The 22,597-nt window shown below is 39.1% G+C and carries 9 protein-coding genes and 1 pseudogene; 3 read left to right on the forward strand and 7 right to left on the reverse strand.

Annotation, left to right across the window (positions count from 1 at the left end):
* The first annotated feature begins 113 nt into the window (after positions 1–113).
* A complete protein-coding gene (locus V7K35_RS10770) occupies positions 114–1,499 on the forward strand; it encodes a right-handed parallel beta-helix repeat-containing protein (RefSeq protein ID WP_335078761.1) in 1,386 nt (461 codons plus the stop codon).
* Positions 1,500–1,938: 439 nt separating this feature from the next.
* On the opposite strand, the gene V7K35_RS10775 is transcribed toward V7K35_RS10770, so the two are convergent.
* The 6 genes from V7K35_RS10775 to V7K35_RS10800 all read right to left on the reverse strand — a co-directional run bounded on the left by V7K35_RS10775 (position 1,939) and on the right by V7K35_RS10800 (position 11,705).
* Entirely contained in the window at positions 1,939–4,146 is a 2,208-nt protein-coding gene (locus V7K35_RS10775) for a GumC family protein (protein WP_335078763.1), read from the reverse strand.
* 539 nt (positions 4,147–4,685) lie between these two features.
* Complete coding sequence (locus tag V7K35_RS10780) at positions 4,686–5,879, reverse strand: glycosyltransferase family 4 protein (RefSeq protein WP_334793400.1); 1,194 nt, start codon at positions 5,877–5,879, stop codon at positions 4,686–4,688.
* Positions 5,880–6,024: 145 nt separating this feature from the next.
* Positions 6,025–7,101 carry a glycosyltransferase family 4 protein gene (locus tag V7K35_RS10785; protein ID WP_335078764.1) on the reverse strand — a complete coding sequence of 359 codons (1,077 nt, stop codon included), beginning with the start codon at positions 7,099–7,101 and terminating at the stop codon, positions 6,025–6,027.
* Positions 7,102–7,274: 173 nt separating this feature from the next.
* Complete coding sequence (locus V7K35_RS10790) at positions 7,275–8,501, reverse strand: O-antigen ligase family protein (RefSeq protein ID WP_335078766.1); 1,227 nt, start codon at positions 8,499–8,501, stop codon at positions 7,275–7,277.
* 145 nt (positions 8,502–8,646) lie between these two features.
* On the reverse strand, positions 8,647–9,744 hold the full coding sequence (locus V7K35_RS10795) for a glycosyltransferase family 4 protein (protein WP_335078768.1): 1,098 nt from the start codon (positions 9,742–9,744) through the stop codon (positions 8,647–8,649).
* A 518-nt stretch (positions 9,745–10,262) separates the two neighbouring features.
* Positions 10,263–11,705: a sugar transferase gene (locus tag V7K35_RS10800; RefSeq protein ID WP_335078770.1), complete on the reverse strand. Its 1,443-nt coding sequence runs from the start codon at positions 11,703–11,705 to the stop codon at positions 10,263–10,265.
* Positions 11,706–13,423: 1,718 nt separating this feature from the next.
* On the opposite strand from V7K35_RS10800, the pseudogene V7K35_RS10805 reads away from it, so the two are divergent.
* Both V7K35_RS10805 and V7K35_RS10810 read left to right on the forward strand, forming a co-directional pair.
* A pseudogene (locus V7K35_RS10805) lies at positions 13,424–19,333 on the forward strand (amino acid adenylation domain-containing protein); the annotation flags it as partial.
* 494 nt (positions 19,334–19,827) lie between these two features.
* Entirely contained in the window at positions 19,828–21,009 is a 1,182-nt protein-coding gene (locus V7K35_RS10810) for an aldo/keto reductase (RefSeq protein WP_335078774.1), read from the forward strand.
* A gap of 77 nt (positions 21,010–21,086) precedes the next feature.
* On the opposite strand, the gene V7K35_RS10815 is transcribed toward V7K35_RS10810, so the two are convergent.
* Entirely contained in the window at positions 21,087–22,415 is a 1,329-nt protein-coding gene (locus V7K35_RS10815; protein ID WP_335078776.1) for a hemolysin family protein, read from the reverse strand.
* Positions 22,416–22,597: the final 182 nt, after the last annotated feature.

Consider the following 22,597-nt stretch of genomic DNA (forward strand, 5'->3'; position numbering starts at 1 on the left):
TATAAACTTAACAAACGGCAGTTACACAACCAGATCCAATATTGAGTTATTTACTAAGGCTAGAGCTACTGACCGTTGACAATTCAGTTTTTGCAACATACCTATTTTTCCCTATGATGATTCATGGTTTCGGCTTTCTCAGTTTGAGCGCATCTCTTGTACTTCCCTGGGCATTAACAGGTCTGGCTGCAGGAGAGAGAATAACAGAGTCTTTAGCTAAAGATGTTCGTCAGTCATTCACTGATCAGGAAATCCCACTACCAAGCCGCAAGCTGATCAGTGCTATTTCAACTAAGACAACATACTATGTTAGTGGTAACGGAAACGACAGAAATAGCGGACTCTCTACCTCATCCGCGTTTAGGACACTTGAAAGGGCAGCAAACCTGACTGACCCTGGGGATACAGTACTCATTATGAACGGAGTATACAAAAATACAAGCAAAGTGGGAACGGTACTAGATATTAAACGCTCTGGAAAGGCAAATGCATGGATTACGTATAAAGCATATCCTGGACATCGGCCGAAACTTCAGAGCAATGGATGGCATGGAGTTATGATTTCCAATGGAGCGTCATATATTGAGGTAAACGGGCTGGAGGTTGTAGGGAATAATAGCAATATAACCCTTAGTTATGCTCAAAATCAGAAGAAAAACACATCAAACCCGCTGACGAATGGAAACTGCATTTCCATAGATGGAAAAAATCGTCTCACCCACCATATACGTATTCTTAATAACAAGGTACACGATTGTGGAGGTGGAGGTATTGGATCGATGGAATCGGACTATGTGACACTGGATAATAACGAGGTGTTTAATAATGCTTGGTACTCAGTCTACGCCTGTAGTGGCATTGGGGTGGTCACCTCTCGGAATTATGACAACAGCCGAGATTACAAGATATTTGTGACCAGAAACAAGGTCTATAACAATCAAATGTTAATTCCCTGGTATCGCAACAATAGGATTCAAGACGGTAATGGCATTATTGTTGATAGTAACAGAAGGTTTGGGTATAAAGGACGTACTTTGATTGCAAACAATATCTCATATAAAAATGGTGGTTCCGGCATTCATTCTTATGAAAGCGAACATGTAGATATTGTTCACAACACAGCTTATCTGAATAACCAGACTCCAGTAATTAATTACGGGCAAATCATGAGTAATTATTCAGGTGATATCAAAGTTTTCAATAACATCCTTTATTCTGCGCGTAACAGACCAATAAGCTCAATAAATCAAAGTCCCAACAGTACTTTTAACTATAACCTCTACAACAACAATGGTTCTAGTCAAATTGCTGTCGGGCCTAATGATATTATGGCAGATCCACAGTTTATTAATCCCTCGATTGGTGACTTTAGACTGAAACGGGGGAGTCCGGCAATCAATAAAGGTTTTAAGTGGAATAATTTAAAAACTGATGCTCTAGGCAACCCTCGTGTGTATGGTCCAGCCTCCGATAGAGGGGCATACGAAATGCGGTATTAGTGAACAATGACCTTTGCCAATTTACGAGGATTGACATAAAACAAAACTGGATGATGCGTGCTGTTGCCATCAAGTAAAAACTGATACAATAAAACCCTGTATGGTTTTTGTGGAAGGAATTTTTACTGTGGTATCTGCATGCAGTCCAACTCTATGTTTTGCTTAACACTCAAGCACACACTTACCTTGGGTCGTTTCGGTAAAAGTTAAACTTACTTTTGTTTTTGGCAAAGGTATTGGGTAAATAGTAGTATGGCATAGGGTTGTATGGCAAAATCCTGATTTCTAGAAAGTTTTTGTCTACAACCCGTTGTTGTAACCCACATTCCGAACCTAATATAAAACCTTGATTTTAATGACGTAGCATAAATACAGCACTTCCCGCTATAGTCAATGGTTTATTGATATCTCTTTTGGTAGCCCCTAAACTTTGGAGATTTTACTTTTTTGCAAGTCCCTTAAGTTCTTTTGTCAACTCCCTTGGTTTAAAATATTCATGCTCATGATATAAATAAATACTAGAATCATTTTTATCAATGATTCCATTTACAACTAAACCCAAGACGTTGTAATTGGATCTCTCTAATATCTCTTGAGCAGCGTTAGCACTATTAGAATCAATTACCCCAGGTCTAGCTACTAACAAAATCCCATCAGTCATTTGGCTTAAAGTCAAAGCATCGGCTGCTAAAAGGAGGGGAGGAGCATCAATAATTACAAAATCATAGTTATTTTGAGATGAGAAATTTTCAATTAATGATGCCATCCGTTTTGAGTCAAGCAAAGCAAGTGGGTTGGGAGGTCTAACTCCAGCAGTTAAGACATCAAGATTATCCATTACCTTAGATACAGTAATGTCAAATTCAGCCTGACCTACAAGAACCTCGCTCAAACCAACTGCATTGGTTAGTTGCCAGAGATGATGCTGAGAAGGAACTCGCATATCTGCATCAATTAGTAAAACTTTACGTCCTAGTTGAGCGATCGCTGCTGCCAAATTAGCTGAAACTGTAGACTTGCCTTCTTTAGGAACTGCGCTAGTTACCACGATAGTTTTGAGCACTTTATCTGAACTCAGGAATTTCAGATTGGCTTGAATCATCCTGTACATTTCGCTCGTTAAAGAGTGGGGCGTATCTCTGACGGCAATTGTTTGAACTGTTGATTCTGAATTTGAGGAACGAATTTTTTTAACAGACAAAGGAATAATTCCCAGCAAAGTATATCCAAATACATCTCTGACTTCCTTAAGTGTTTTCAGAGATCTATCTCTCATTCCTAGAAAGAGAACGGTTGTAGTGGCCAAAAATAAACCGAACATCACTCCTAGCACTAAAACCACAACTTTTTTGCCTTCTACTGGTTTATTGGGAACTGAAGCCTGAGCAATAATCCGCGAACTGGCTGTATTTGTATTCTCAACTAACTGTAATTCTTGAACCTTTTTCAATAGAGTTTGATATGTGGATTCTGCAACATCAACTTTCCGTTGTAACTCTCCCTGATTTTGTGCTAATTGGGGTATGATTTTCACTCGCTGTTCGTAGGTAGAACGGGAATTATTTAGAGAGGAAAGTCTTTTAATTAAGCCAAAGCGCTGTATTTCTGACTGGAGAAAATTTTCGATCAGGTTTTGTCTGAGTTCTCCAATCTGCAATAGGTTCTGCGGAATTTGTGTTTGATTGCCAACAGTCTGACCAATTTGCTGTTGCAGGAGAGATTTTAAGCTAGCTTTTTTTGCTACTAAGTTAACAATTACGGGGTTGTCATCTAGGAAACGGCTACGCTCAATCGCTAGCTGTTGGTCGGTTTCTTGAAGTTGTGTAAGAATTCCCTGGATTGCAGGTGACTGACTTAGGGCACTGACAGCGATCGCTTGCTGAGAATTTAGCTCTACTTTTTGGCGCAGTTCACTGTTTTGGGCGTTTACCTCATCCAGTTGAGCCTTAACAGTATCCATCTCATTGTCTAGATTTCCAATAGTCGTAACGGCTGACTTTGTTTCCTCTGATAGATCTGCTATCTGATGCTTCTGTTTAAATATACGTAGTGCTACTTCTGCATTATTAACAGCCTCTTGAGTTTTAGGAAGCTGCCTGGCAATAAATTGACGAGTTGCTCCTGCCTCAGAGCGATTTGTCAGAATATCATTTTCTAAATAAAGCTTCATGATTGTGTTGACCACTGCCGCTGATTGTTCAGGGTCACGGCTGGTATAGCTAATTCGCAATACATCTGTGCCGCCAACAATTTTCATGACCACAGATTTTCGTAGTTTTTCTACTTCCAGAGGTTTACCTTTTTGGTCCTTAAGTCGTAGTTTGTCTATTACTTGCTGCAATAAAGTAGGTGAAGAAATAACTTCAATTTGAGTATTTATAGGATTTTGAGTTGCTAGTAAGGATTTTAAATCTCCTGGATCTCCTCCTTCACCGTTGCTAGGCAAAAGATTAGATCCTACTACTTTAAAAGAAGGAATTCTAAATAACAGCTTTCCTTCAGCTTCATAGGATGGCTTCATAAATTGTGTAGCTATAGCACTGAGCATAACTGTAGCTGCAAATATTGCAGTAGCAGGTAGCCACCATCGTTTCAAGATCAATAAGTAACGACTAAGGTCTAAATCAATAGATTCTCTAGATTCCATAGATTTTTCCAACATAAATCTTCCAAAGTACAGATATTAAGCAAGAAACTAAAAATTGACTTAGACAATGCACAAACCACTGCAATTGACAAGAAAGACTGAACAGATACGGTTTGACAATATGACAATAGTATAGACTATCTAAGTTATAAATTTAGTTCCGATTTTGGCACCATAGTGCCATAGTGTTGATCCGATGCTAATCAGCAAAAAACTTGGGAAATTCTAGATTTGAGGCGAGTTAAAGGTCTCATAACTCTCTGCCGCATCATAAATCAACCCTTTAGCCACACCACATTCACTTAAAGTTTTTTTGCCATTAGCCATTATGATTAAAATTTATTTCTCGATTATCAAGGGATTGATTTTTTTCCTCGAAGATTATTTATATGGTTCTCCCCCTTGTCAAATCACTCATGCTGTCCAAAGTTACTCAGGCCAGTAAAAACTTCACTGTCTAGTCAGTTTGCGATTTTAACCATAAATATTTACCATTACTCAGACTCACTTAATAGTGATTCCTGAATTTAAACTAACTACTAGCTTTGCCATATTTTATCATAAGCCTCTAACAGTTTCGGAGCTTGATATTGCCACTCAAGGATCTTCTCCATTCTGCGTCGCCCCTCGGCTCCTATCTTTTCTCTACGTTCAGGAGAATCTAGAAGCTCTAGAATTTTATCGGCAAATTCCACCTCATTATTAGGCTTGGCATAAAGAGATGCTTCCTGTGCAGAACGTCTACCCTCTCGCAAATCAAACTGGACAATTGCTTTTCCCATTGCCATGTATTCGAGGATTTTATTCATGGTGCAGTTTTCGTTATAAGCAGATGTTGGAGAGGGTTCTACACACACGTCGCAACTAGAAAGCCGCTCTAAAAGTTCCTCCCCTTGCTTAAACCCTGTAAATTCTACAAACTCATTCACTTCTAGCTCTTTAGATAAAACTTTAAGTTTTTCGGCTGCTGGTCCACTACCAATTAACATAAAGTGAATATCTTGGCGATTTTTTTTGCGGACAATGTAATATACCATTCTCAGGAGATAATCAATTCCCTCTGGTTCACCCATAACTCCCATGTACCCTATCAAGTAGTTCTTACCTCTACGGTAATTGAGATTTGGAGACATTCGGCAAAAACGGGAAAGGTCGGGTGCACTACGAACTACAAAGATTTTCTCTGGTTTCTTGTGCCCTCGGGTAAGAGCTACCTCTCTGTGCGATTCGTTCGTTGAAATTACTATATCTGCTGTGGCATAGGTCAAGCGTTCAGCCCAGCGTAATCCATGATAAAAAATATCCCGCCGTTGATACTTAGCTTCATACATCTCTGGACTGAGGTCATGATGATCGAAGATAACCCATGTGCCATAAAATAATTTAAACCATCCTGCTACTAAAAAAAGTAAATCCGGCGGATTACAAATGTGGATGACATCAAAACCACGCTCTTGCCATACCCGTTGAGCTAGACGGAATTGCCAGTTAATTGCCCAACTATACTCTCGAAGATACCCAATGACAGAACTTTCTTCTGGTGGTAGAGGATGACGGTAGACGTGAATCTGCTCAATAACCTCGTAGTCTTTTTCAAAACCATTACCTGTGGGTGAAATTACAGTAACTTCATATCCAGCTTTTTGCAAAGTAGTTGCTTCCATCCATACCCGCCGATCAAAGGGAACTGGCAGATTTTCAACGATAATTAGTACTTTTCTAGGTAATGCCATAATCTCAATTCTTAATGAGTTTAGTAAAAGACTGACTTGTCAATTCTAAAATCTGCCTTTTTTGGGGAAATTTTAGTCATACCTGGCGAAACTGGACTCAATAACCTGCATATCTGCATCCTTATAGCTTTCAGTCGTGCAATTGCTAGTTGTTTACACTCACATTATGATCATTTGAATTTAATAGTGAACGATATAAATCAAGAAAAGAAACCCAGTGATTTTTGATATCAAGAGCAAAAACACTTGTTCTCGCTTTAGAACCTAGAGAAAGCCTCAAAGCCTCATTTCCAATTAAAGACTTTATAGCATCTGATAACTGCTCAACATTACCTGAATTAACGATTAATCCATTTTCCGATTGAGTAACTATTTCAGGTATGCCTCCTACTGGTGTAACTATGACTGGTAGCTCCCAAGCCATTGCTTCCAGCATTGCTAATGGAAGACCTTCGTTGTAAGAGGGCAACACAAAAACATTTGCTTTAGTTAAAAGAATATCACGTTCATCTGACCCTATCCAGCCAGGCAATTGTATATAATTTTCTAGATTTAAAGTCGTAACTAAATTACGTGCTTGTTCTATATCTCCATCTCCTGCCATAATCATACTTGATCTGGCTTGATATTCAGTAGGCAAAAAAGAAAAAGCTTTGATCAAATCAAATGCTCCTTTCCGTTGACCGATTCGCCCTAAAAAAAGTAAGTTCACTTTTTTAGAAACTGAACGGTCTGGAACTTCAGCAGGAATTTTTACTGGATTGTAAAAAACTACAACTTGTTCAGGTTTCAGACCAAGGTTTTCTGTGTAGAAGCTTTTCCAGCTTTCAGATAATACAATTAAGCGTTGACACTTACCAAATACCCAACTTAGTAATTTCTGAACCCATTTTGCGAGTCCAGCGTAGAAAAGATGAAATTGACTACCATGAGCATGTAAAATTATCGGTTTGTGAAATCCCCAAGCTAAAAGTATCATAATTGCTTGTCGGAAAACACTGCCACGCTGTGAAATTTGAATTTGAACAATATCAACTTCTTCCTTTATTAACATCCATAAAAATTTCCATATAGCTTTCAAAAAAACCATGATTTTGAGTGCTATAGATCCTTCCTCATGAGTAATAATATGAAATATTTTGACTTCCGAAGGAGCATACGCCAAAAAAAGTTTCTCGTAACCAGAAATACCACCCTGCTGGAGTAAACTAGGACCTAGCATGATAATCTTGAGAGTATTAGTTCGACACATAAGCTGTAATTTTTTAATAATTTGGTCTATTTTTGATTAATGTATCAACGAAAGAATGACAAGTTATCGTTTGATTTATTTTCCCAGATTCAAAGCGCTGCCAAGCCTTTTCTTAAAACCGGGAAAGTCTATTGATTCTATTTTTACAGATTTGCGCGTGTAGAAAGTTTGTTTGATAATATTGCTGATACATAAAGTATCCATTGCAGACTATTTTGTTCTAAGAATGTAGTTTCAGCAAGATTTGTAAGAATAATAACGGTAAAATAGACTAAAAGCCATAAGCTTTCAGATGTTTGATTCCATCGGATTAAATATATTGCTTTTAATAAATTAATAACGAACCCAATTAAGAAAACCGAGAATCCTAGTAAACCCAACTGTAGCCAGAGATCCAGAAAACCATTGTGAGAATTAGGAGCATTCCATTGTATCGTTTGTTGAACAAGAGTAGACTCACTATTATTCTCTATCCAGAATGCTCCATAGCCATATCCTAGTAACGGTTTTTTCGCAATCATTTCCAATACAGCAGACCATATTTCTGAACGTCCAGTAAGTGTTGTGTTCTTACCTACTGATCCTAAAATTGTATCCGCTTCTGATACAAACCAGGTATAAAAAGCTATGGCAATAGTCGATATGAAGGTCAAAATAGGTATCATTACTTTATACTTTAAATGTAAAATTCGATAATATATAACAACAGCTGCTGTAATGATTATAAAATTAACTATAGATGTTGTTGATTTTGAGAAGAATATAAGTACTCCAGAAGTAACATAGCCAAGCCATGAAACCCAGCGATTTTCTTGATTAGTCATGGCTTGGAAGAAAAATATTGCTGCACTCACTACAAATGTCTCGCCAAGAACATTCTTGCTTGGGTATATTCCTTGCCAACCAGCTCCATCAACATCGTTTCCAAGACTATATTGTGGTAGAAATATAACAAATAAGAAGCACATTACTGCTGAGAAGCCAAACATGTATGCACATAACTTCAGTTGCTCCTTTAAGGTGTAGCGTGAAGCTAAATAAAGTCCAAAGATAGTTGTTGCTGCCAGAGCAAAAAAACGACGTACAGTAGTGTCTGGATCTGAAGACCAAAAACTAGAAAATGCACAAACTCCAATCAATGCCCAAATAAACTTATCTCTGCTAAAAACATAAGTAACCTTCTTCCAGCGTAAAGCAATTAACGAAAGGCTAACTATATATGTAAAAGTATAAAATAATCTAAATATAATTTTATCAGTGTCTTTTACGGTAAAGCCATCCGTCAGAAGAGAGATTAGCGGATTTCCTGAGTAGATTATCAAGCAAGTTACTGTAAGTATTTGTTCGGCAGAAATTAAAAATTTCCTCATTTTTTCTGATTATGTATACATATAGAAAACAGATTAAGCAAGTCAGGGATTCCTAGTTGGTAGTCTAAGTTGATTGTGAGAAATACTTTGTTTATTAGATTTGTAATTATTATTTTCGTTAAATGCCATAATGAGTACAATTGTATTAATGCCTCATTTTTATGGTTTTTTGATAAACTTCTACAGTTTGACCAGCAATATTTGACCAATTTAAATCTTCCTGAGAGCGAGCTAGTGCCGCTGTTTGCATACCTTGTTGCAAGTTGCGATCCTTTAGCAAACAAATGATAGCATCAGCTAGAGCTGAAACGTCACGGGGTGGAACTAATAACCCATCTTTTTTATGCTGAACTATCTCACTTAATCCCCCCACCTCAGAAGCTACCACCAGCGTTCCCATTCCATAAGACAAAGCTGCCACACCACTTTGAGACGCTTCGATATATGGCAGAACTGTTGCCGTGCTGCGTTTAAATAGATTACCTACTTCTTCAAGTGGGATAAAGTCATTGATAATCTTGTAGCGTTTCTCATCATAACCATTAGGGAAATACTGCCTTATATTTTCTCCCTTTCCAGCAATAATCAGCTTGACTTCAGGTATACATTCAGCAATTAAGGGCATAGCTTCAAGCAAATATTTCAATCCCTTATAGGGCAAGATCCGTCCAAAAAATAGCAAGGTACATGGCTCACGGACTTGAATGTTTTGACTACTTCGACGCTGATACAAACTACCAAGTTCCCCATGAGGTAAAACATTGACTCGCTCTTGAGGTATACGAAATTGCTCAATTAGAATCTTTTTTAGTTGATTAGTATGGACAATCAATTGTTGGGAACGGTAGAAGCCAATACGTCTGGTATACTCGGAACCAAATGCAGTGCTGTTATCCCCTGGGTGACGGAATATATCGTGGAAAGTTGTCACTAATGGTGGCATTTTGTTGAGTAACAAAGTCCAATCGTACCAAGGATCGTTAGTTTCTTGCACATGTAAAATATCTGGCTGTATGTTTTTGATAATATGTATCATACTGCCCATAGACAATAGGTTGCGCGGGTCACGAATCCGTGGTTTTTTAAAGCTAACGACGCGGATATTGGAATCAAGAACCTTAGTACAGACATCTGAGATTTTTTCTGGATGAATTAGCGTTAAATCAACATATTTAACCAAACTGTTTGCTAATTCGATAGTGTAGTCTTCAAAGCCAAAATGTAATAGAGCAACCTTAATCATAATTAAAATTATATTCTCATTTAAATTATTTCTTTAATCAACAAATTTAGATGCATTACTAGCAGGATTTTTTATTAAACAATTTATTAAACTCTTAAAATTTTTATGAAACCCACTAAACGCACGAATACCTAGATAGCTCACAAATAAACCATGGCACAAATTGCAATAATTAGAGTGAACATAAAATCTAAGCTAATTTTTTGTAATAAGACGAATACAAGTATCATTAAGGGTCTGATCATAATTCGCCATAAGTTTAATTAAAATAGGCGAATATGGTGAAATAAATAAACTGGCTAAAACCAAGAATAGTCATTAATAATACCATGAAAGCTGCATCAATTAACTTATATTGCGAAACTAATGCAACACCTCCCAAGCTTATCAATGTATTACTAATAACTACTTCACGCAGGTTAATTATCTCAAAACCATATGTCATAACTTGACTTTTTGAGATATATATAGTTAGAAATCTTTCTAGCTGTTATATACATACCTGGCCTTGTTCTTCCTTAGTAAGCACCTTCTTTTTTCAAAACTACCATAACTGTTTTGAGCAGAATTTCAAAGTCTAACCCAAGCGACCAATTTTCAATATAGCTAAGATCAAGATTAATCACTTGTTCAAAATCTAAAATATCCGAGCGACCTGAGACTTGCCAAAGACCTGTAATACCAGGTAAAACTTCATGTCGGATAAAATGATGTTCAGAAAACTTATCAACATCTCTAGTAGGTAAAGGGCGAGGTCCTACTATACTCATTTCTCCAAAGATAACATTAAAAAGTTGAGGTAATTCGTCTAAGCTGTAACGACGAAGAAATTTTCCAACACGGGTAATGCGAGGATCGTCTTTAATTTTAAAGATAATCCCATCTTTCGCTTCATTTAATGCTTCTAATTCTTTCTGTAATTTTTCTGCATCAGACTTCATAGTTCTGAATTTCCACACTTTAAACTGTTGCCCATGTAAACCTATACGGGTTTGCCTGTAAAATATTGTGCCGGGAGAGTCCAGTTTGATAGCTATAGCTATAGTTATATAAATAGGGAATGATAACATTACAAATAAAGCTGCAAAGCAAAAATCACAACTGCGCTTTATCCAAAAATCTTTACCTGTAATTATCGGACAATCCAAGCTTAGACAAGGCATTCCTCCTATTCTATTAAATTCTACATTCTTATAAATCGGTTTTAATTCCATTGGCAAAATATGCACTTGGATGCCAGATGCTTGAAATAACCAGCATAAAAACATTCTGTTTTTTAGAGCATCCCAAGATATAAAAACTTCTGTTACAGCTAATTGATTAAGTTGATTCAAGGTTTGCTGACGTTGATATCTGTCTAATGAATTAGCATTCGCCGTTCCAGATACGATGTAATGTTTTTCTTTTTTTATAAAACTAGCAATCTGTTCATGATCTTGAGGATCACAAATAATGAATACAGAAGAGCGAACTATTTTTTTCTGTTTACGCAGATATTCAAGAGTAATATTTACAGCATATCTACCAATACAAATAAATAATATACTTAGTACCCAAGATAATAAAATTAATCTTGGGCGTGTAATATCAACAACTGGTTTATACAAAGAACAAACAAGAAGTATTAATCCATGAGCAAAAGTTAGTGATTTGATGATATTGAAATAGTCATAACGTTTTTGACCTTCTCGATAAATACCTTGGACAGCTAGTGATCCTATTTGAATCCCAATAGTTATTAAAATCGGTAAATAATGACTCGGTATATACCAAGTAAAATGCCCATAAGAAGATTGATATCCAGCTAAAACCCAAGCTAAGGATAAAAGAGTATAGTCTACTAAAAACAGCGTTGTTAATCTCAACCACCACGAACCCTTGCGTACCCGGACAAATGCAGATGCACGTAGATCCAAAGGCACCTCACTGAATTTATTTGTTGTAATGCTTTGATTACTCATAGTTAGGAACACTTAATGTAGTTATTTGATGGAAATTTATATAATACAAGTAGAGTATCTCACATTTTTCTTTCAAAGAAACTTGGGCTTTGTAGTCTACTATTAACCATTTTGTTTGGAATAACTTTAAGTTCTTAAGCAAAAGCATTTTGTAGGGTCGGTTTGAGTGCGGTTACTACCCAGATATTTAGCTTTTGTTGCAGGGTAAAATCCAGTTTAGTCTGGAAATTTTGAGCTTTGATGCCAAAAATTTGTTGGCGAGTCAACTTAATAGTTGAATAAAATTCCTAACCTTAATAATCAAGTAGGTCAGGTATAAATATTAGGATTTTTAAGTTGCGTAATAATTGAACTGAATTACTACAGTTCCATTGCAGAGTTGCACTTCTATAAAACAATAATAATGATATTCCTTCCTAAATCACTGTAGCATGTTTAGCTAGACTAATTTAGCCTTGCTTAGAAGTTCTCTCTTTATTTACGCATAATTACTGATTAACAAAACTTACAACCATAACTTATAATAAAATGCATCAAATATTTGATTATTGTTACAAAACTTTACATATTAAATATTGTGGTTATTGGTCAGTTTGATGGGCATTTCTAGACAATTGGTCACAGATTAATGAAAATAAATTCTAATAACTGGAAATAATATCAACAAAGCTTCATCTTTGTAAGTCTTATCATATCTAGGTTATAGACATTTTTATCTCCTGACGGAGAGCCAATTTTTTTGTGCCTGTAACATTGTATTTTGAACGGTTCTAATCTTGAACTATTAAAAATTGAGGGATTGGGCACGGTAGCATCACCATAAAAAATTAACATTGGATTTGCTTGCTGCAAGTCTTGGCTTGTAGCCAAAGAGCTTGAGTAGGTGTTCGCTGCAAGAAAAAACTGAAGATTTTATTGGTATCTTACGTCACATTGATACATATGTTAAGTCCATGTGCAAAATTTTAGCTTCATATATGCTTTATCTGTAGTGACATAAAACCCATCTGATGAGGGTTTCACTGAGTCGGCATAGTAGGAAAGCACAAATTAAAGATAACTATCTAAAAAAAGATGAACGAGGCTAAAATCCTCTTTTTTGCAGCCTCCTGCATTATTCCAATGATAACTTTTTACACCAACCTACTTAATTATTTAAGCAAATCATAATTATAGCTTTACATTATTTTTACATATGAAGAAACATAATGAAGATTCAGTAATAATTATTTTTTCATTTAGTAAATTGTTATAAAAAAGGATAAAGTCTTTTCAGTATTGTATTTAGTCTACCTAAGTACGTAAAAAAATATTTGCCAAACAAAGGTAAAACCGCGAATCAAATGCTTTTGTCTAACTGGACTTTAACAATGTAATAGGGTATTTTTTGATTTTAATCTGATTTAAAAGTTTTAGTTAGAGAGTAAAGAATAAAAATATGCGAATTATTATGTTAAGTAGAAATCGATTAGCTAGAGCTTTAAATACCAATTATTTTTGAAGATGCGTATAATTGGTCTGCGTTCAGCTTTGCCATTGCCATTCGCGCAGCGTCCCGCTCTTAAAGCAAGGTAGGCTTTGCTTCTATAACTTTAGACTTCTATCTTGAGGGCGTTAATATGCAGCATTACATATAAATAATTTGCGATAAACACACCATACATACTAATAAATAAATTAAAAAAATGCTATTTCCTGATGGAGTTGATATTTAGAAAATGCAGATAAATAGCCAAACTTCAGAATATAAGCAAAATATTCCGTTAGATACCTTAAGTCAGATCATTGGCACTCAAGTTTTACAGGAATGCAATGAAACTCAAGTAGTTCATCATCACGATCTGTGCATCCACCAAATGTTTGAGATGCAAGTAGAGCGATCGCCCCAAGCCATTGCTGTAGTATTTGAAAATACACAACTTACTTATCGGCAGTTAAACCACCGGGCCAATCAACTAGCGCACTACCTACGTGCTTTAGGGGTTGGACCTGAAGTACTTGTAGGCATTTGCCTAGAGCGCTCCTTGGAGATGATTGTAGGACTGCTAGGAATTCTTAAAGCTGGAGGTGCTTATGTACCTTTAGACCCGGCATATCCCTCGGAGCGTTTAGCCTTCATTTTGGAAGATACGCAGACACCAGTATTGTTAACCCAAGAAAAATTTGTTAAAAATCTACCACCGCATCAAGCACAAGTAATTTGTTTGAACTCAAACTGGCAAGGGAATATCAGAAACGGTCAAGAAAATCCTGTAAATGAGACAACGGCTGATCATCTCATCTACGTAATCTACACATCAGGATCTACAGGACAACCCAAGGGTGTAATGATCCCACATCGGGGGATTTGCAATCAACTCTACTGGAAGCAAACAACTTTTGGATTAACTCAGGCTGACAAAGTTTTACTGACTATTTCTTTTAGCTTCGACCCCTCAGTGTGGCAGATATTCTGGCCATTGTGCTTCGGAGGGCAATTGATCATGGCTCGCCCTGGTGGACATCAAGATACTGCCTACCTTGTGAAGGTGATTACTGAGCAGCAAATCACAGTGCTGGCCTTGGTTCCTTCCATACTTCGTGTCTTACTGGAAGAGAAGGGAATTGAGAATTGCCGATTCATCAAGCACATTATCTGCGGTGGTGAAGCTTTACCTGGCGAACTCATAGAGCGCTTTTTTGATCAACTGAATTTGGACAATGTTCTCCATAATTGCTATGGTCCGACAGAAGCTTCCATTGATACCACTTTCTGGACTTGCCAGCGCGGCACTAATTACGCCATTGCTCCCATTGGTCGCCCGATTACTAATGCAGAGATTCACATCCTCGATGAAAATTTGCAGCCTGTGCCTTTTGGTGAATCAGGTGAACTGCATATTGGCGGTATTGGTCTAGCGCGAGCCTATCTTAACCGTCCAGAATTGACCATAGATAAGTTCATCTTCGACCCTTTTAGTTCTAAAAGAGAGGCATATCTTTACAAAACTGGGGATTTAGCACGTTATTTGAGCGATGGTAATATCGAGTTCCTTGGTCGTATTGACCACCAAGTGAAAATACGTGGCTTCCGAATTGAATTGGGAGAAATTGAAACCATATTAGTTCAACATCCGGCACTGACACAAACTCTAGTCATAGCTAGAGAGGATGTTCCTGGTGACAAACAACTCGTGGCATATGTTGTTGCCAGTCCAGAGCAAATCCCTAGCCAGTCTGAATTGCGTCGCTTTTTGGAAACTCGGCTACCTGAATACATGGTGCCTAGTTTCTTTGTATTTTTGGACACCCTACCCCTAACCCCCAACGGTAAAATAGACCGCAGCGCCTTGCCTGCACCGGATACATTGACTCTTAGGCTGTCAACTAACTTTGTTCCACCTGAGAATTCCACAGAAGAAGTCTTAGCTACCATCTGGGCGAAAGTTTTACGTCTGGAACAAGTAGGCATCCACGACAATTTTTTTGAATTGGGAGGTCATTCGCTGCTGGCTACTCAAGTGATGTCTCGGGTTCGCCAAGCCTTTGGGATAGAAATACCGTTGCAACTCTTATTTGAGAATCCAACGATCGCTACTTTAGCTCAAGCGTTGGCCCAAAATGAGAGTCAAGAAAATGATCCCCAAAATCAAACTATTCCCCAAATAGCCAACCGGGAGTCAGCCCCTTTATCCTTTGCCCAGCAGCGAGTGTGGTTTTTGCAGCAGTTGCAACCCGACAGCCGAGCATATATCCTCTCGAATGCACAGCGCTTAACGGGCAAGTTAAATGCGCGTGTATTACAACAGTCATTAGATGCGATCGTTGTCCATCACCAGACACTGCGAACAAACTTTATTACATCACTTGATGGTAGCCCCATACAAGTAATTGGCACGCCTCGGCCAGTGGAATTCAAAATAATTAAGGTAGCACCGGAGCAAGTGGAATGTCTCCTAAATCAAGAGGCGCAACGCCCCTTCAACTTAGAATCTGACTTGATGCTGAGAGCTACTTTGCTCCAGATAGATGAACAGGAGCATATACTCTTGTTGGTCATGCACCACATCGCCTCAGATGGTTGGTCAATAGGCATTATCGAGCAGCAGTTAGCAGAAGTTTATCAAGCCTTTTTGAGCGGTAAGCCTTCCCCTTTGGCAAAATTGCCCATTCAGTATGCAGATTTTGCTGTGTGGCAGCACCAATGGCTATCAGGTGAAATACTCTCTAGCCAAATTAATTATTGGAAAACTCAGTTAGCAGGTGCTAATACTGTATTAGAATTACCAACCGACCGACCGCGCCCACCAGTCCAAACTTACCAGGGATCAGTGCAATCCCTGATGCTACCCCCGAAGCTGAGTGCATCCCTAAAAGAACTCTCGCATCAGCATGGTGTCACCCTATTCATGACATTGCTCGCGGCTTTTGCGATAGTATTGCACCGCTACACTGGGCAAGAAGACATTCTCATCGGTTCTCCCATTGCTGGTCGCAACCAAGTTGAAACTGAAGGGTTGATTGGATTCTTTGTCAATACCCTAGCTATACGCACTAACCTGTCAGGCAACCCAAGTTTCCGGCAGTTACTTAGTCAAGTTCGAGAAGTAACACTAGGAGCTTATGCCCACCAAGATCTACCCTTTGAAAAGTTAGTAGAAGAACTACAGCCAGAACGAAATCTGAGCCACTCGCCCTTGTTTCAGGTAATGTTTGCCTTCCACAATACCCCAAGCGAACTTTGCGAACTTCCGGGATTGACCATTACCCCTCTAGAAGTCCATAATGATACCGCAAAGTTCGAGCTTACCCTCGATATTAAAGAAACTTCAGAAGGGATCAAAGGTGGAATTGAATACAACACAGACTTATTTGATGCGACAACGATCGCTCGAATGCTGATGCATTTCCAAACTTTACTTGAAGGTATCGTCGCCAATCCAGAACAGCATATTTCAAATTTACCTCTGTTAACAGCAGCCGAACAGCATCAGCTACTAATAGAGTGGAATAATACTCAAACTGACTACCCCAAAAATACCTGCATCCATCAGTTATTTGAAGCTCAAACCGAAAGAACTCCCAACGCCATTGCTGTAATCTTTGAGAACCAGCAACTAACTTACCAGCAACTCAATCACCGTGCTAATCAGCTAGCGCATTACCTGATATCACTGGGGGTAAAACCAGAGATGTCGGTGGGGATTTGTGTGGAGCGATCGCTAAATCTAATAGTTGGAATTTTAGGTATCCTGAAAGCAGGTGCAGCCTACGTACCCCTAGACCCAGCCTATCCCCAAGAGCGCTTGGCGTTCATGTTGCAAGACTCGCAAATTTCCATTTTATTAACCCAGCAGCATTTATTAAAAATTCTTCCATCCCACCAAGCCCAAGTTATCTGTTTAGATTGCGACAGGGATTGCATCGCCGCACATCAGCAAAATTCGCCACAAAGCTACATTGATCCCGATAATTTAATTTACACAATTTATACTTCTGGCTCCACAGGAAAACCCAAAGGTGTACAAATTACCCATCGCAGCGTCCTCAACTTCCTCACGGGGATGCAACAGCAGCTACAATTAACCAACCTTGATAGTCTGTTGTCAGTTACTTCCCTATCTTTTGATATTGCGGTTTTAGAAATTTTTCTTCCCCTAACACTAGGAGCCAAGGTAATTTTAGTCAGTCGGGAAGTTACAACCGACGGTTTACAGTTATTACAACAACTCAATAACTCTGCTGCAACTGTTATGCAAGCCACTCCTGTGACTTGGCAAATGTTACTAGAAGCGGGATGGAAAGGAAATGCCCAACTGAAAATTCTCTGTGGTGGTGAAGCCTTACCTGAAAATTTAGCTAATCACTTACGTCAAAGAGGTGCTGAAGTTTGGAACTTATACGGACCGACAGAAACAACTGTTTGGTCTACAATTCATCGAATTGACCAAGAAGAAGTTTTAGTGAATATTGGCCGTCCTATAGCCAACACCCAGATTTACATTTTAGATAAATATTTGCAACCCGTCCCTGTGGGTGTTGCAGGACAACTATATATTGGTGGTGCAGGGTTATCACGGGGTTATTTCCATCAGCCTAAATTAACAACAGAAAAATTTATTCCTAATCCATTCAGTTGCGACTTTGAAAGCCGCCTTTATAAAACAGGTGATTTAGCCCGTTACCTAAGTGATGGTAATATCGAATATCTCGGTCGCCTCGATAATCAAGTAAAAATTCGTGGTTTCCGCATCGAACTTGGAGAAATTGAAGCTTTATTAGCACAACACCCCAATATACAGCAAACTGTCGTCACATCTAGAGTTGATAATCCAGAAAACCAGCGACTAGTCGCCTATATCGTTCCTCACCCAGAGCAGATACCAACCACAGACGAGCTGCGCCATTTCCTCAAACAGAAACTGCCAGAATATATGGTGCCTAGTGCCTTCGTTTTTCTAGACACCTTACCCCTAACCCCCAACGGCAAAATCGACCGCCGCGCTTTACCAGCACCAGACTTAACAAGGTTTGATTCAGCAAACACCTATCTGGCTCCCCGTGATGAATTAGAATTCCAACTGACCAAAATTTGGGAACAAGTTCTGGGCATTCAGCCTATCGGTGTCAGGGACAACTTCTTTGAGCTAGGAGGACACTCCATATTAGCAGTAAAACTGTTTTGGCAAATTGAAAAGACATTTAATAAAAATCTGCCTCTTGCCATTCTATTCCAGTCAGGTACTGTAGAGGCTCTAGCCAAAATAATTTGCCAAGAAGATATAGCAAGAAACTTGGCTTTAGTAAAGACCTTAGACCAATCAAAATCTAGTTGGTCATCTTTGTTAGAAATTCAACCCAATGGTTCAAAACCACCTTTTTTCTGTATTCACGGACTAGGTGGAGAAGTCTTGTGTTTCCGTGAATTGGCGCTGCATCTGGGATCAGATCAACCATTCTACGCACTACAGCCACAAGGGCTAGATGGAAAACAGCCTTTGCATACGCGGATTGAAGACATGGCAACTCATTACATTCAAGAAATCCAGACGCTTCAGCCCAATGGCCCTTATTTTCTGGGAGGTTATTCTTTTGGGGGTATAGTTGCTTTCGAGATGGCTCAACAACTCCAAGAGCAAGGCGAACAAGTTGGTATTTTAGTTATGGTTGATAGTTGTCGTCCAGGTTATAGCTGGCGGGCGTCATTTCTCAAACGAGTTTTTTTGCATTTAAATAAAATTGTTCAACAAGGCCCTACCTACCTTTGGCAAATGGCTATGAGATGGAGTTATTGGCGTAAGCACCGTCTCAAAAATAGATATAATTATTACTTGCAAGAGGTAGTTCATTTACCTGAAACTGACAAGCACTTAAAAATTATAGATGCTAACACTCAAGCCATCAGTGAATATATCTTTTCACCTTACCTTGGTGAAGCTATCCTCTTGCGAACAGAGGATCAAAGTCGGGACGAAGCTATAGGCATAGAATACGATCCTCAATTCGGGTGGGGCGACGTAGTTGCTGGAGAATTAGATGTCCATTACGTTCCCGGATCTCACCATGACTTACTTAATGAGCCGCAGGTACAGGTGTTAGCCGAAGCATTGAAAAATTGCTTAATCCAAGCGCAGTCTCTAAAGAATTAATTTGATAACCTGCTACCTTCGCAAAAGAAGTCAACCGTCCGATAAACAATTCATAATTATTTGTTGATTCCTGGAAGAGTTGCTCAGTCTATAGGAGTAATTTTAGCGGTGATTAGAACACCCGCTCAAATCCTGTGGAAAATCTCCTGCTAAGTCCTGATACCATTTCTTTGTGAGGCTGCGCCAAATTTTTTTGGCTTGTTCTTTTTTGCTTTGTGTCCAATTCTTAAACAGGTTGCGCCCTAAGCGTAGCTATGCCGCAGGCTTTACGGCAAGCTCAGGGCATTGCGCTGCGCGTAGCTTGCTTCTCCGTAGGAGTATGCGGTTCGTTCCTCATATATGGCGCATCTTCATACAAAATTGGTATGACCGATTTAATAATCTCATAAATCTTGCTAATGTCACAGATTGAACAGAGGTAATTATTATCGCACAGTAGGCTTGAATGACTATCGTTTTTAGATTTTAAGTTGTAAGCAATCCACAATTTCCTGATGCTATATAGACGATTTGGACGCACAGAATTACAGATGCCAGTGTTTTCCTGCGGTGGCATGAGATATCAGTTTAAATGGGAGGATGTTCCCAATAATGAAATTCCTGCTGATAACCAGGCGAATCTGGAAGCGACTATTAGAAGGGCAGTTGAGGTTGGGATTAATCATATTGAAACTGCTCGTGGTTATGGCTCTTCCGAAATGCAATTGGGGAGAATATTGCCCCAGTTTCCCCGCGAAAAGTTGATTGTTCAGACCAAAGTAAACCCAACAGCAGATGCGAAAGAATTCCGTAATAAATTTGAACAATCATTGAAAAATCTCCAACTAGATTATGTTGACCTTTTAGGGTTGCATGGCATCAATCATCCTGAGTCATTCGACTACAGTATCCGTCCTGGTGGCTGTTTGGAAGTAGCGCAGCAATTGCAAGCTGAGGGAAAAGTCAGATTTATTGGCTTTTCTACACATGGCTCAACAGATATGATTGTGCAGACAATTAATACTAATAAATTTGATTACGTGAACCTGCACTGGTACTACATTAATCAATGGAATTGGGAGGCAATTGAAGCAGCTAAACGCCACGATATGGGGGTGTTTATTATTAGCCCATCTGATAAAGGAGGTTTGTTATATAAACCTCCAGAAAAGTTAGTAAATCTTTGCGCCCCTTTGAGTCCAATGGTGTTTAATGATTTGTTTTGTTTGAGTCATCAACAAGTGCATACCCTGAGTTTAGGAGCAGCAAAACCACAAGATTTTGATGAACACCTGAAAACTTTAGAATTAGTAGACCGGGCATGGTCAATTTTGCCACCAATTTTAGCAAGGTTGGAATCAGAAGCGATCGCTACTTTGGGAGAAGATTGGGTAAAATCCTGGGAAACAAATCTACCAACCTTTGACAAAACCCCTGGTGAGGTAAACATTCGGGTGATTTTGTGGCTACAGAATCTAGCGATCGCCTACGATCTGCTAGACTACGCTAAAATGCGTTACAACCTGCTTGGCAATGCCAGCCACTGGTTTCCTGGTAACAAAGCTGATCGGCTAGAAGAATTAGACTTGCGGCAATGTCTTGCCCGCAATCCCCACGCCGATAAAATCCCCCAAGTTTTGGAACAAGCCCATCAGTTGTTAGCGGGTGAAGCAGTTAAACGTCTATCTAAGACTTGACAAATTGCATAAATAGGGCATTGGGCATGGGAAATAGTAAACAATAATTAGCAATGCCCAATGCCCAAGACCCAACACTAATCAGATTTTGTCGTATCCGATGATTTATTTCCTTTTGGTACGACTAGCACCTTATCGACGCGGTTACCATCCATATCCATCACTTCAATTCGCATACTTTGCCATTCAAAATAATCTGCTGCGGCAGGAATACGACCTAAATTGGTGATCACAAAACCGCCTAAAGTTTGATAACTGCCGCGTTCCTCAGATTGCCACTCTTCCATACCGAAAAGTTCCAAAAAATCTTCTACAGGCAACATCCCATCCAAAAGCCAGGAACCATCTTCGCGTTGCACAGCTTGTGGTTGATCCTGCCCATCTGTTGAAGGAACATCACCCACGATTTCGCTCATGATGTCGTTGAGAGTGACTAATCCTTGAATCACACCATATTCATCGACTACTAGCGCCATGTGAGTGATAGTTTGCTTGAACAATTCCAAAACTTTCAAACCACGGGTGCTTTCTGGCACAAATACTGGCTGTCGCAATCCCACCGTCAAGTCTAGCGGTTCTCCTCGGAAACTCCTGGCTAATAAGTCGGTAACTGGGATAACACCCAACACATTGTCAAGTCCCCCCTGACAAACTGGATACCGGGAATAGGCACTATCAACCATTTTTTGACGATTTTCTTCAGCAGAGTCCTCTAAGTCCAGCCAGACAATATCGGGACGGGGTGTCATTAAGTAGCTGACAGGGCGATCGCCTAAACGAAAGACTCGCTCCACCATATCCTGTTCGGCTTCCTCAAAGGTTCCCGCCTCGGTGCCTTGCTCAATTAAGATTTTAATTTCTTCTTCGGTAACTTGCGGCTCGGTAGAAGCTGTAATTCCCAGCACTCGCAGGATCAAATCTGTAGAAGCACTTAAAAGAAATACTACTGGAGAAGCGATCGCCGCCAAAGCTTGCATCGGAATAGCTACAATCGATGCAATCCTTTCTGGGTTATTTAACGCCAGACGCTTCGGTACCAATTCGCCAACAATAAGTGAGAAATAGGTAATGATCAAAACCACTATTCCAAAGGAAAGCGGGTCACTATAAGGTGCTAATAAAGGGACACGTTTTATATAGACTGCCACTCGGTTGGCAATTGTTGCTCCTCCAAAAGCACCAGTCAAGATACCGATTAGGGAAATACCCACTTGAACAGTTGACAGGAAATGATTTGGAGACTCAGCTAGTTTTAATGCAGCCTTTGCCTTGGGATCTCCTTGATTGGCAAGCTGCTGTAGCCTAACTTTCCGGGCTGAGACAATTGCCATCTCAGACATAGAAAATACACCGTTGGCAATAATTAGCACCAAAATGATTAAAATTTCAAAAGTGATGGAGGACATGTTTAAAATTGCTGCTTATCAGAGCGAACGTAGCTCAATTTTTAGTATCTAGTATTAAAGGTGCATCTATAAATGCTTTGACTGTACGCAAAGTAGTAGTTAGAGTTCTTAAGTTTATTAACCGCTGTGCATTATTCTTCCACCGAAGGAATAAGAAGACTGTTAACACTTTTAAAATAGTT

It is taken from the genome of Nostoc sp., assembly GCF_036917275.1.
Classification (GTDB): Bacteria; Cyanobacteriota; Cyanobacteriia; order Cyanobacteriales; family Nostocaceae; genus Nostoc.